The sequence below is a fragment of the Leptonema illini DSM 21528 genome (assembly GCF_000243335.1).
GTDB lineage: Bacteria > Spirochaetota > Leptospiria > Leptospirales > Leptonemataceae > Leptonema > Leptonema illini.
On the sequence record NZ_JH597773.1, the window covers coordinates 2,111,211 to 2,123,717 of the forward strand.

Annotated in this window: 12 protein-coding genes; 4 read left to right on the forward strand and 8 right to left on the reverse strand. The window is 53.9% G+C overall.

Annotated elements, in window-relative coordinates; genetic code table 11:
• Positions 1 to 46: 46 nt before the first annotated feature.
• The 8 genes from LEPIL_RS09685 to coaD form a co-directional block, all read right to left on the reverse strand.
• Positions 47 to 1,309, reverse strand: a complete 1,263-nt coding sequence (locus LEPIL_RS09685) for a hypothetical protein (protein ID WP_002772265.1) — start codon at positions 1,307 to 1,309, stop codon at positions 47 to 49.
• Positions 1,306 to 2,760, reverse strand: coding sequence for a hypothetical protein (locus LEPIL_RS09690; protein WP_002772266.1), 1,455 nt, complete (start codon positions 2,758 to 2,760; stop codon positions 1,306 to 1,308). The genes LEPIL_RS09685 and LEPIL_RS09690 overlap by 4 nt, the downstream gene beginning before the upstream one ends.
• The gene (locus LEPIL_RS21955) at positions 2,747 to 3,682 is read right to left on the reverse strand and encodes a stage II sporulation protein M (RefSeq protein ID WP_002772267.1); all 936 of its coding nucleotides are present in this window, start codon (positions 3,680 to 3,682) and stop codon (positions 2,747 to 2,749) included. Before LEPIL_RS21955 ends, LEPIL_RS09690 begins: the two co-directional genes overlap by 14 nt.
• Positions 3,679 to 5,454 carry a DUF4105 domain-containing protein gene (locus tag LEPIL_RS09700; RefSeq protein WP_157135050.1) on the reverse strand — a complete coding sequence of 592 codons (1,776 nt, stop codon included), beginning with the start codon at positions 5,452 to 5,454 and terminating at the stop codon, positions 3,679 to 3,681. The genes LEPIL_RS21955 and LEPIL_RS09700 overlap by 4 nt, the downstream gene beginning before the upstream one ends.
• Positions 5,451 to 5,912 (reverse strand): putative lipoprotein, encoded by a 462-nt coding sequence (locus LEPIL_RS09705; protein ID WP_002772270.1) that lies wholly within the window; start codon positions 5,910 to 5,912, stop codon positions 5,451 to 5,453. Before LEPIL_RS09705 ends, LEPIL_RS09700 begins: the two co-directional genes overlap by 4 nt.
• Positions 5,913 to 6,427: 515 nt before the next feature.
• A complete protein-coding gene (gene ltrA / locus LEPIL_RS09710) occupies positions 6,428 to 7,771 on the reverse strand; it encodes a group II intron reverse transcriptase/maturase (RefSeq protein ID WP_002772271.1) in 1,344 nt (447 codons plus the stop codon).
• 544 nt (positions 7,772 to 8,315) lie between these two features.
• Entirely contained in the window at positions 8,316 to 9,104 is a 789-nt protein-coding gene (locus LEPIL_RS21960; RefSeq protein WP_002772272.1) for an RDD family protein, read from the reverse strand.
• Positions 9,101 to 9,598 (reverse strand): pantetheine-phosphate adenylyltransferase, encoded by a 498-nt coding sequence (coaD, locus tag LEPIL_RS09725; RefSeq protein ID WP_040920055.1) that lies wholly within the window; start codon positions 9,596 to 9,598, stop codon positions 9,101 to 9,103. The genes LEPIL_RS21960 and coaD overlap by 4 nt, the downstream gene beginning before the upstream one ends.
• Before the next feature lie 141 nt (positions 9,599 to 9,739).
• On the opposite strand from coaD, the gene lipA reads away from it, so the two are divergent.
• From lipA to LEPIL_RS09745, 4 genes are all read left to right on the forward strand, one after another.
• Positions 9,740 to 10,660 (forward strand): lipoyl synthase, encoded by a 921-nt coding sequence (gene lipA, locus LEPIL_RS09730; RefSeq protein ID WP_002772274.1) that lies wholly within the window; start codon positions 9,740 to 9,742, stop codon positions 10,658 to 10,660.
• A 75-nt stretch (positions 10,661 to 10,735) separates the two neighbouring features.
• Complete coding sequence (locus LEPIL_RS09735) at positions 10,736 to 11,335, forward strand: Lcl C-terminal domain-containing protein (RefSeq protein WP_002772276.1); 600 nt, start codon at positions 10,736 to 10,738, stop codon at positions 11,333 to 11,335.
• Positions 11,323 to 11,610, forward strand: coding sequence for a hypothetical protein (locus LEPIL_RS09740; protein WP_002772277.1), 288 nt, complete (start codon positions 11,323 to 11,325; stop codon positions 11,608 to 11,610). The genes LEPIL_RS09735 and LEPIL_RS09740 overlap by 13 nt, the downstream gene beginning before the upstream one ends.
• A gap of 183 nt (positions 11,611 to 11,793) precedes the next feature.
• Positions 11,794 to 12,462, forward strand: a complete 669-nt coding sequence (locus LEPIL_RS09745; protein ID WP_002772278.1) for a hypothetical protein — start codon at positions 11,794 to 11,796, stop codon at positions 12,460 to 12,462.
• Positions 12,463 to 12,507: the final 45 nt, after the last annotated feature.

The window sequence follows — 12,507 nt, forward strand, 5'->3', positions numbered from 1 at the left end:
CTGTGTAGCACACTATAACTTGCCTCTGCCGCTCCAGAAGCTCCGCTCATTTCTTTAACTCGCGCTTACGATTTCGATAAGAGACGGCGGCTATGCGTCGGCCGACGCCATCAAAATGCCTCATCAGATCTCCTTCTCTGCTTTCGGGCTCGATCTCGGTCACCGGTCGATCCCGCAGCAGCCGCGACCAGACGAACAGAATAAAAAGCAGAAGCAGAAGCGCCGCCGGAAGACTCCAGGGCGGCTGCAGGAAAACAGAAAAGAGAGATCGCTCCTCCTGCATGCGTTCTTCGCGAGTCAGCAGACGATCCAGAATCAGGATCTTCGGCTTTCCCTCGCTGTCGCGTGGACGATATTTCATCGATCGGGCGACGACAAAATCCAGGAGCGCAACGTTGCCTTCGCGCATCATATGATAATTCAGAAAAGGAGCGGAGTCCGAGACGAGAAAAAGATACGCTCCCGGTATTGTGGCTTCGACAAAGTATGAGCCTGTGGAAAAGGCGGCAAGAGAGCGGCGGTAAACAACTGGAATGTGCTCAGGTTCATCCGGCAAAATGGCCAGGCCCGCCGGGATGCGCGCCGGTAGCGGCCTCCCCTGATAGGCAGCCTGCTCCGCTCCATTATAATAGATGCGCTTCTCAAACGGTTTCTTATCAAGCAATCGTCTTTCGAAGAAAAAAGACGATTCGGGTAACCACTCCGGCATACCGTCCGCACGAATGCGATCGGCGACAAAATCGCGGGCACGTTCTTTCTCGGGAGAAAGGCCCGTCCATTGTAGCGACCAGAAGGGGGTCGACGCCGTCGTGCCTCGTTGAAGAATCAGAAGCGCAACAGGACGTTCTCCGCTGTTAAAGGATCCGCTCGCGTCGCCCTGCGTATCGAGTTCCTGAATGTCTTCATCGGAATCGTCCGCCGCCGTTTCTGACGCAGTCTCTTGTCCTTCTGCCTCTTCTTCGGAATCTTCTTCTGACTCCTCTTCGGGTTCTTCTGAAGAGGAGTTAGATGTCGGTTCCAATGGAAGGACGCCTTCGGGCCGCACCATCTCGGCAATCTGCCGATCCAGCTCGATCATATAGTCATACGGAGCCAGCTCCGTGTGAAAGTAGATAATCAGATCGTACTGCGACATCTTCTTAGCATCGAGAAAGGATGAGTTCTGAACATCGTACTCAGATGCAAGATGCTCTCGCATCAGATCAAAGCCGTTGATGCTCTCATAGTTTATGCTTCCATAGCTCTCGTTTACGAGCGGCTCCTGGCACCCGAGTAGTAGAATAAAGACGCCTATGATCGCTTTGTTCATTCTCTGACTCCCGCTTTCAGGAATCGCATGATGGTATCACGAGCCGAAGCGGGATCAGAATCGGCATAGAAGACCTCTTCATATTTCAGAAGCAATTCATCCACGCCGGCCCCGTCGTGATCGGTACGCATGGAGCGCAGTTTCAATAGCAGTTCTTCGGGAGTGAGCGCTACCATTTTCGAGCCGGCAGTCTCGTTCTTCTCCATGATGAGAAGGTAGCAGTGGCCTAACGCGGTTTTATATGCCTCACGTTGAAGGGCGTCCCGTATTAGAGCCATTCGGTCCTCTTTCTTCAGAACTTCAAACTCCCGCACATCGGCCTTTCGCTCAGGGGCTTCAGGCGGAGCATCGGGTAACCTGCTTCTGTAGCGATTCCACAGAAAAAAAAGCAGAGCTGCGAGAGCGGCGATGACGACGCCGTAGGCGATCATCTCAAGCAGTGCCGGACTGATCACCCCTGAGTTCCTGTCTCGCTTCTCGCGCTCTTTCGGAATCGTTTTCTCGATCTCTTCTGCGGTATAAACTCTATACTGCGCCGGATCGCATTTCACGTAGGGCTGATCTTCCATCGCATCGGAACAGGGGCGATCTGCCGGCGCCGTAATATACGGATCGGGCTCATCGGCGCGCAGTGGAACGGATACCACCAGTGCAAGCAGTAGCAGAGAAGCGATTCGCGAAGAAAGCGTTCTGCGTATGCCTTCGCGAAGCATCAATCCGATATCCCAGGCCTCGGTATCAATGCGGGTTTGAATATATAGCAGGAAGCGGCTGATCAGGAAAAACGGCTCATACATAAGAAGCAGCGTCATCACAAGCTCAATCGACAGACCCTGTTCGCGCGGCATCCTCGTCGCCGATTCGAGAAGCATTCTTACGCCGAAAGACGCCAGATAGACGTAAAGGATCTGGACGCAGGCATGCAGAACACGGAAGGCAAATACACGGCCCGAATGAAAGTTGCGCAGGCGGCGACGCAGATCGCGTCCGCTGATACGTTCCAGCAGCCAGTGTTCGTAGTCAAAGAATCGATGAACGAGCACAAGCCAGAGCGGCACAAGCAGAGCGAAACCGCTGGCCCATTTAATAAAACGGACCAGCCCGCGGCCGAGCATACGCGCAACACCTACCTGCCTGATATCGGCAAAGATGGAACGCAGGGTAACCTGCTCCGAAAAGATCCAGCGCCCGCAGAACACAACGATGACCATCTGCAAAAAGAATCTGAGGAAAAGGGCCAGCGGTCCCAGGATCGCGAGAACTATCAACCATCGATCCGGATCTTCGGGGATCTGCGCAACTCCAGCAAGGGTGGCGGCCCAGATCAGGCCGATCAAGACATAAACCGGCCAGAGATTCACGAAGCCGCGTCGAAAGACGACTAACGCAAGATCCAGGATCTCGAATATGGTCCGGGGACGCAGAGACAGACGGATTTCAGCGTAGTTCAAGCTCTCCCCCTGTTCGCAAGGACGGCACGATAAAATAAAGAACCATAAAGAGCGCGCAGAGCGCTCCGACTGCGATCTTGAAGACGACGGGAATTCCAAGCGGAGCGATAAAGCCTTCGATAAACGCGGCAAGAAAGGTCAGCATAAGAGCGGCAAGAAGAGCGGGCAGAGCGCGACGCCCTTCTCGACTCATCGCATGCAGGCGGCTTCGATTGCCCGGCCGCAGAAAGGCCAGGCCCGTCTGTAATCCGGCGCCGGCGCTCATGCCGATAGCCGTAAGCTCAAACGGAGCATGACCGAAAATCCAGCTCAATATGCCGTCCCGTGCGCCGCTCTGTAGCAGATAGCCGATCGTCGTACCAAGAAAGACTCCGTTATAGATCGCAAAAAATACCGATCCTATGCCTGCAAGGAGTCCCGTGCCATAAGCGAGAAGATCAAGCGTGACGTTGTTTACGATATAGTAGCCTGTTCCCGTAAACCCCATCGCTGTGGTGAAGTTCCTTTCGGTGCTGCTGTGCATCTCTTCGTATTCAGACAGAGTGGCCTCGCCGAGGACGGAAGCGGCATAGGGGCGCGAATAATAACCGCCTAACGATGCCGCGAAAAAGGAGATGTAGAAAAGCGCCGTGCAGAATCTCACATAAGGAGACCGAAAGACAGAGACGGGCAACACGCGAAAGAGATAGTCGACGGCGCGCGATGTCTGTGAGTTGCGTGCGCTGAGATAGCGATGGGCCTCAAGAACCGGCCGTTCTATCTCATTACGCAACGCCTCGGACCGGAGGTCAGGAAGAACGGCGCTGAGGTTTCGGTACAGAGAGGCGACTTGAAGCAGGTCGTTCTCTGTTCTTTGATCTGGCGGCTTCTTTAACAGGAGTTGCAGCTGCCGCGCCTGCTCGATTCGTTTCTCGTCGCTCATCGGTTCGTGACCTTTTTTTTCTCTGTGGCAGGAGAAGGAAAGCTGTAAAAGATCGGATGTCCTCCCCTGAACGTGCCTTTTCTTACTGAAATAAAGGCAACCTCTGACAGGCTGAAGGCCATGCCTCGAATCCCACGTGATAGCCTCTGCCCCCGGTCAAAAGGCGCTGAAGGCAGCCCGATAACGGTCTGCGCTCCTCCCAGAAAAAGATTCACGACACCGAAAAGAGGTCTTGCAAGAGGTCGATCTTCGCTAAAAAAAAGAAACCAGGAATCGCGCTCATTCCATACATAGTATCGTGAACTGATCGTCGACGTCTCCGCCACAGGATCATGTTCGATGAGCAACAGCTCGTTTCGATACGAACGATAGAGAATTCGCTCGCCGTTACCGAGCGCATCGGCCACATAACGCTCCGAGACAAAAGGAATAAAGAGTCCGGACAGCGTCGGACTCTCAACCGGCAGGTCGGCTCCGCTGATTTGCTGTAGCTCTGCAAGCAACTCGGTGACGCAGTTTTTCGTAAAGAGCGCATAGCTCAGTTCGTCGCGCATCTCGGATTCCAGAGCCGCATAGAGCATTTCGGCTCGACTCAGCTCGCTTGCAAGACGGTCGCGATCATCGTAGGCTCGTTCTTCAATAAGAGACAGCGACGGAGTCGTCATCACCGCCCCGGCTGAGAGAACGACCGAGGCTCCTCTGCGTCGCGCAAGATCAAGTATCGATGCCGATTGAAGCGTTCGATTAAAGGAAGTCAGCAATCGGGAAGGAGCGTCGCCGGCCCGTAGCGAGGCGATCAGAGCGTCGCTACGGCTGCGAAACATCGACGCAAAAATCTGCACCTCGGGGTTATCCACAGAAAGGATCGGTCCGTCGTCGATATCGGGTTCGGTCGTCAGCGCCATACGCGGCACGACCCAGACGCCCAATTCCTGCGAACGTCGCAGAGCTTCCATGAGAACGAGGATCTCAAGAGCAGTGCGGGCGCGATCGGGCCTGACATCGGTTTCGGATTGCACTGCGGATCGCAGACTTTCGGCAAGCACACTCTCCAGCGGATTCAGCGAAACCGCGGGTAACGGAATATCGGTGACGATGAACGTCTCGTCGTAAAAATCGAAACCATCTTTCAGAAAGAGATGTAGAGCGTTCTCAAGGCGGCTTTCAATCTCGCTTTCATCTCCCGGCATCGTCGATACGTTTCCGATTTCAGAGGCCTGAAAACGCAGATGGCGATGCATGCTCCAGAGCTTCGATCGGCCTGGACGAAAATAACCGAGCACTGGATACGAAACGGTAACTCGCCCCTGTTCGAGCAGCTCCTGCAAACGTTCGATGCGATCGAGCAATGCAGATCTGCGCTGTAGCAACCAGCGATGTCTGATTTGCAGATCCGTTAACCGGGACACTATTTTCTGTCTGTCCTCTGCGCTTATATTCAGAGGCGTCTCATGGATATTTCGGTTTTGCAGGCGACTGTATGAAAAGAGAAAACCGTCCCACGGCGTCCGCTCGACGATAAAAAAGCCCTCGGGAACTCGTTGAAAGTGATAAACGGAATCGCCTGCCCTGATAGCGGTATGCCCGCCCGCCGCACCGGCCTCATTTCCGTCTACATAGATGTATGAGACATCGTTACGATCAGGGGCCCCGACATATATGCGGCTCTCTATCGTCTGTTCTGGAGTGGAAGCCGAGAGCCTGCCGGCAGTTAACATAGCGAGAGCTACCGGTGCCAGGCACAGGTAGCTCCATCGAAAGGACGAAATCACATTCCAGAATAGCCGCTGTCCAGCGCGGCGACAGTACGGGACTTCCCGCCTGATACAAGAGACTGTCGGATCGCTGCATAGTCGCCAGAAGAAACTCCGGCCTCTTTCAGGCCCTCGCCGATCGCCTGCACGGTAACGGGCGTTCCAGCCCAGTCAACGATGCCATGACTGCGGGCGATGCGGCCCACTTCGCGAAGAAAGGTCGGCGAATCCATCTTCTCTTTCACGGCAAGAACGGTCAGAGAACGCACTTCGCGATGATAGATTCCGCTCGCTTTCTCATCATCGCCGCTTGAAGATTCAAGTGAACTGGAGATAGATTTAAGCGAATCAGATACGCTTTCGAGAAGATCGGATGCCGAGTCGACGGAACTCGATACGGAGCCCAGGGCCTCAAAAACCACACACTGGCTGAGAGACAGACTGAGCATTAATACAGATACGGTAATCAGACGCATGGCGTGAATGTGCGACATCGCCCCTGAAATGACAAGCGTTTTTTTAAGCCCGGGAAGGCAGAAGAATGGCTACCACAGAGAACACAGAGGACACGGAGGAAGACAGAGAGAAGAGGGATAAACCACGGAGAGCACTGAGGACACGGAGGAAGAAATTTATGGATTGTTAGCCGGGTTTCACTCTTGCGCGAACCGAGCTGACCTTTCTCTTACGGGAGTTTACAGCACAGGCAAAGCGTTAGAGCCCGAGAAAGACGCGAAATTCGAATCCCCACCTCCAACCCGTCGCGAACCGGATGGCTCATAAAGGCATTGAGAATGGTACGGACCAACTCCTCTCCGCCCGGGATTGCTTTCGCGCTTTTCGCTATTTAGCGATCAAACAACTCTTCCTTTTTTCTCTGTCTTCCTGTAGAGTAGAGAGGGTGCCGGAAGCCCCCGACAGCCCTCCCCCTCGTCAAACCGGACGTGCAGATTTCCCGCATCCGGCTTTCACGAATACCTGTTTCACTGCGTTAAGCATAGGATAGGAATTGCAGCCCCTGTTTCCTCAAATAGGAATTCCAGGTGTCACCCTCCGGGAGCTTCGTCTTACGCTGGCTTTTCCTCGTGAGGAATTTCCAGAATTTCAGATGGAGATAGTAGTTTACTTCGCTGTAGGCTTTCTTGCGATACCCCACTGCGAAGTAGTTATCCCATCCTCTGAGAGTGCGATTCAGCTCTGCGATGGCCTGTTCCACCGGTTTATAGGAGTTCCTGTAGGAGAGGAATTCGTGTATTTTCCCTTTCAGGTTCTTGACGGATTTCTTTGACGGATAAACATTCAGGCACAGATAGTTCCTGTGATGGATTCCTTTTTCGTACCGGAAGGAGAAGCCGAGGAAATCAAGAATCGGGCCTGTCGTTCGCAGATCGACCCACCTTGTTTTCTCTCTGTTTATCGTCAGACGGAATCGTGTTTCAAGTAGATCCTCAAGATGATGGATCATCTCTTTCATCGGTTCCTTCATCAAGATCACGAAGTCATCCGCATAGCGTACAATGGATGCCTGAATCTTCCTGCTCGTAGTCATGGCATGGAAGTATTTCTCGAAGTGATGGAGGTAGATGTTGGCGAGAAGCGGCGAGATGACGCCTCCCTGAGGCGTGCCTATCGTGCTTTTGTGCCATTTCTTCTTTCCATTCTCATCGACATCCACTATCGTCGCTTTCAACCACATACGAAGCAGCTTCAAAACGGATCGATCAACGATTCTTCTCTCGACTGCCTTCATGAGATTGTCATGCGGGATGGTATCGAAATAACCCTTCAGATCCGCGTCATAGACAACACGCTTGCCTCCTTTCAGTTCAGACCGTATCGCTTCAACGGCATCATGTGCCGAACGACCCGGTCGGAAACCGTAAGAGGTGTCCAGAAAATCCGCCTCGAAGATCGGTTCGATGATCAGGAGGACGGCCATCTGGATAACGCGGTCTTTGATGGTGGGGATTCCAAGGGGTCTTTTCCGACCATCCTTCTTCGGAATGTACACGCGTTTAACAGGGTCCGGACGATACGTTGATTCTTTCAGGCTGATTAACAGTCCCTCAAGAAATCCATCCACACCGTCTTTTCTCTTTTCAATGTCCTCAAAGCTGATTCCGTCGATGCCCGGCGCACCCTTATTGGCCCTTACTCGTTTCCACGCAGATTCAAGGGTGTCCTTCCTGAGCACATGGCCGTACAGCGAGTAGAATCGAAACTTTGCTTCCGCTTTTGCTTTGTGAAAGAGCTTCGTTCTCAAAAGAGAGAGGTCCGCAGAGAGTCCCCACTGGTTTAGCGGGCAGTAGTCTGCATTTTCCGTAGTAGTTTCCAATCGGTCTTTCTCCTCATCTGAATCAGCTTGTATTCGTCAAGCCTCCTTCGCTCCATCGGAGTTACCCGACTTCGACGCTACTATGAAGCTCTCCGACTTCCCTTCCTGACCGCCCGACGGTTATTCATTCCCGCCGGACGTTTGCTGGCGCATCAGGAGGGATCTCCCAGGTTCCTCGCGTTCGCCTTACATGCGCGCTGTCCTCCAAGACCCCGGATAGCTCCGTGGCGGTGTGCGATTGTTGACCGCTCACGGATGGCAGGCTTCACCATCACGGACAGGTTGGCCGCTATCAGTTGAGTAACGAGGCTGAATAGGTTCGCTTTCGCTACGGCTCGCATGTTCATTTCCCGTGGCTTCGGCCTTTCGGTTGCCCTATGACCGCACGGTTCCTTAACCGCCGAACAATCAATTAGCGGTCCAGGGACGTTTCACCCTGGTGGCTCACACAGGCTTATCCTGGCGCACCCTTGCCTCCGTGGTTTCAACTCGTCTGGTTTTCCTCTGAGGCCTCGGCGCCCTCTGTGGTTAACCCATTCCTCTCCTATCCGCCCTGCATGCGGAAATGATGAATCCGCTCTATCAGCTCTTCGGGAGTCGGATCAGGGCCCGTCCACGCGAAAATCCGTTTGAGATCATCGTAACAGCTACCGGCAATCTCTTCGCGACGGGCCTGCGAGATGGAATCACGGCGGGCCATAAACCGCGCAACGGCTTCGTATAACGTCGGGTCCACACGGCGAAGCGAATAGATCTTCGTCGCGCTGGCCGGAACGATGGCGGCCGTACGACGACGAAGGTTTAATAAAGGCGAGCGATCATAAACGACGACCGTGCCGGCAGCTAAATCGCCGAGCCGTCTGAAGTGCGGCACAACGACCGACGTTACGCCGGCAAGCAGATACGTGGGAACATAGAACACCCAGGCTCCGGCCAGATACGGAAACATATCGCCCGGTCGCAATAGATTACGAATGAGTAAAGCCCAGATGTCGGCTTCAGAACCGTCAAGCTGGAGTACGCGCAAGCCGCAGACCATCTTGCCCGGAGTCTGTCCTTTCATCAACCATTCTGACAGAAAGAAATATCCGTTGTATATAATGAATATAGCAACGAGATAAAGAAACACGATGAAGCCCTTTGCCGTCTCAACGTCGAGCGGGATGCTTGCAAAAACGGCGACAAGCGACAGAACAATAAAAGCGAAGAACATTACGACATGATCGATCAACAAAGCAAAGAATCTCAGGAACGGCCCGGCGGGAATGATCTGCAAATCACTCGGCCATGGCAACTGTAATCGCAGAGCCGTATCAATGGAACCGTTCTTCATAGATCGAGATTCCCATAGCCGAATTTGCGAAGCAGCGCTCTGTTCACGGCATCGGGCGCATATTCAGGAAAGGTCTTTCCATAACGGGCGACCTCTTTGATAATCGTGCTCGATAGAAAGGAGTAATCCCGACTGGCCAGAAGAAAGACCGTATCGATCTCGGGTTCGAGATCGCGGTTCACCTGATAGATCGCATATTCATAATCGAAGTCCGTAACGGCGCGGATGCCGCGCACGATGGCCGTGGCGCCGACGGTTCGCGCATACGTCGTCGTTAATCCTTCGAATTCGGCCACGCGTACGCGAGGACGATCCGACATCACCTCTTCAAGGATCTCTCTGCGCTCTTCAAGCGAGAAAAGCGTCGTCTTCTTTGAATTGTGGGCGATGGCCAGAACAAGTTCGTCAAAGATCTCACAGGCGCGATCTACGATGTCAAGATGCCCATTCGTAAACGGATCGAATGATCCCGGATACAGTGCGATCTTTTTCACCTTTTTTTCTTCTCTTCTTTCTTCTTTCATGAACGCTCTTCAGTTGCTCTTAGAACACGTCGGTGTTTAACAAGTCGGATCGCCGCTCTCCGTAAAGTAAAAAAGGCTTGAAGCGGCCTCTTTCCATAATTCCATGTAAATGTGAAGTATTCTTCGAGCACGCCGCCGGCCCCGCCGGAATGGATGAAAGTCCGCCTCAAATTCGCCACCGAAGCGCCTACAACGGCGGCCGACGTTCGGGAAAAGGTGACCGGCTCGGGACTGCACACGGTATGCGAAGAGGCAAGCTGCCCCAACCTCGGCCACTGCTGGAGCCGCGGAACGGCGACCTTCCTCGTCATGGGCGATCGATGTACGCGACGCTGCGGATTCTGCGATATTTCGACGGCCCGTCCCCTGCCGCTTGATCCGACAGAGCCGCTGCGCCTTGCTGAAACGGTGCGCAGTATGAAGCTGCGTCATGTCGTCATCACCTCAGTCGATCGCGACGAGCTGCCCGATTGCGGCTCGACTCACTTCGCCGCCTGCATCACCGAAACAAAGCGCCTGAACCCTGAAACCTCCGTCGAGGTCCTGATGCCCGATTTCAAGGCAAAGCCCGAATCCTTACAGCGGATCTTTGACGCCGCTCCGCATATCATCAACCATAACATCGAAACCGTCCCTTCCCTCTATAGAGAAATCTGCCCGCAATCGAACTACGCCCATTCGCTTGAAGTGCTCCGGCGCTCGGCCGAGGCGGGTTTTATGGCAAAGACCGGGCTCATCCTCGGCCTCGGTGAAACGATCGACGAGGTAAAAGAGGTGATCGCCGATGCGCGCACGGCCGGAGTAAAGCTGCTCACCATCGGCCAGTACCTGCAGCCGACATCCGACCATGCCCCTTTAAAGGCCTACATCGCCCCGGAAACCTTCGAAGAGCTTAAATCCTTCGCCCTGAAACAGGGATTTGTCTATGTGGAGGCCGGTCCGCTTGTTCGGTCGTCGTACCATGCCGGCGATGCCCTGGATTTCCTGCTGCAAGCCGACGGAAAACCTGCCGATCTTACAGAAAAGACATAGGCATTTTTTTGCTGCATGCTAAAAAAGCAGTGCAAAATGGGCAGAACCGTTGTCTTATCATCAGGCAGGTGCGTCATGATTCGAAGTATATCTCTCCTCACAATCCTGGTCGCGGTCTTTTCTGTTTTCAGCTGTCTGAATCCCAAAGATAAAGAAAAAAAGCTGGATTCGGCCTCATCGGCCTTCGTGATCATGAGCTATCACGATAACGGAAACGGCACGGTCACAGCTCCGGACGGCCTCTTATGGATGAAATGCGCCTACGGTCAGGTCTGGGATCCGGCGTGGAACGCCTGCACGGGTACAGGCGGTGGAACAACGTTTGGAGCCCGAAGCGTGAAATACTGCGAAGTAGAGGGCCTGTGCACTAACGCCGTCACTCTTCTCGCCGACTCCGGACCGGCCTTCGACGCCTGTAACACGATCACCGTCGGCGGTCTGACGGGATGGCGCCTTCCGACAAAATATGAGCTCGGCAATATCGGTCAGGGCATGGACCGCCCGACGATGCTCTGGATCTTTCCGCAAACGCCCGACGACAAAGAGTTCTGGTCCTCCTCGCAGGATGAAAGCGACGCGAACCTTGCTCGCGCCATGTCCTTTGCCGGCCTTTCTTTCGGGCAGGAATACGGAAGGCAGAAGACCGACGTAAAATACGTGAAATGCGTGCGGTAAACGAACAGAAGCTACAGCTGTTGCTCTTTCATGAACTCAGGCGACGCCTGGCCGCCCTCACCCTCGAAGACGAAAGGCTGACTGAGAAAATGGCCGTCGAGTTGCTCGCAGATACACTGCATCAGATTCCCGAACTCCAGGCCTCCGTCGACGGCAAGATGCAGCTTCACATCCGGACGCCGTCGGGTATTCAGACCATCCCGGTTCAGAATATCATCGACGGCCTCTGCCTTGTCTGGAATGAGTTCAGAGAACGACAGAATACGACGCCTTAGCAGGCTGCTGAAAAAGCAGCCTGCTAAGGCAAAATAGGATGTTTTGCCAAAATGGCCTTTTACCCAAAAGGCCATTTTGTGAGGATTTTTGGGCTTAGCTCAAAAATCCGTCAGCTGAAAAATAGCGTCTGCGGATGAGGCAGCCTCGCCGCCCTGACTCGTTCTGAAACAGGAAGTATTTCAATGATAGAGTGGATAGTCTGGATCATTCTTTTCTTCACGATGGCGGGTTGCGTTCTCGTGGTGCGTTACTGGATCAGCCTGATGCGTGAAAAGGATTCATACCACAGAGATGAGCTCATTGACTTCCCGTCTATTCTGCTTCGCGAGGCGAATGCCCTCTCACCCGACGGCATCTCAGGCTTCCTTGCCGCGGCCGGCGGCGTGGGCCTTGCCATGCTTCTGACCTTGCTTGGCGGACTGCTCAGCCCTGACACAGGCCCGGAACCCGACTGGACGGCCTCTCAGATGCCGAACTACTTCTTTCAATCGGCGCTTTCCGTTCTGATCTTTCATCTTGCCTGGCCGTCCTTTCGTACCATCGCCGAGGACTCTTTTGCGCCGTCCTTTCTGCGCACCTTCCTCGAACAGGAAGATGCCTTTTTCTGGGGGATGTCGGTCGCTCTTGCCGCCTTCAACCTGACCGCATGGGGAGTTGAGCACCGTATCAGCTTTTTCTTTGTTCTGATCAACGGCCTGCTCTTGCTTGTGTATGCCGGCTACCGTCTTAACCTGAGCCGGGAGCGAGAGCCTGAATCCGGTCCGTACCGTGATTTCGACGATGATGACCCGAGAGAGGATGACTTTTCTTCGTCTGAAAGCCGCTCCTCGAAGGATGAGGTCGAATTCTGACGATACGGTCGCATTCTGCCGATCAGGGTTTCTGGAAAACCGACC

What these genes read in the sequence shown, in the direction of transcription:
- LEPIL_RS09685 (WP_002772265.1), bottom strand. Translation starts at nt 1,309, where the DNA reads ATGAACAAAGCGATCATAGGCGTCTTTATTCTACTACTCGGGTGCCAG.
- LEPIL_RS21955 (WP_002772267.1), bottom strand. Translation starts at nt 3,682, where the DNA reads ATGAGCGACGAGAAACGAATCGAGCAGGCGCGGCAGCTGCAACTCCTG.
- LEPIL_RS09705 (WP_002772270.1), bottom strand. Translation starts at nt 5,912, where the DNA reads ATGCGTCTGATTACCGTATCTGTATTAATGCTCAGTCTGTCTCTCAGC.
- LEPIL_RS21960 (WP_002772272.1), bottom strand. Translation starts at nt 9,104, where the DNA reads ATGAAGAACGGTTCCATTGATACGGCTCTGCGATTACAGTTGCCATGG.
- LEPIL_RS09735 (WP_002772276.1), top strand. Translation starts at nt 10,736, where the DNA reads ATGATTCGAAGTATATCTCTCCTCACAATCCTGGTCGCGGTCTTTTCT.
- LEPIL_RS09740 (WP_002772277.1), top strand. Translation starts at nt 11,323, where the DNA reads ATGCGTGCGGTAAACGAACAGAAGCTACAGCTGTTGCTCTTTCATGAA.
- LEPIL_RS09745 (WP_002772278.1), top strand. Translation starts at nt 11,794, where the DNA reads ATGATAGAGTGGATAGTCTGGATCATTCTTTTCTTCACGATGGCGGGT.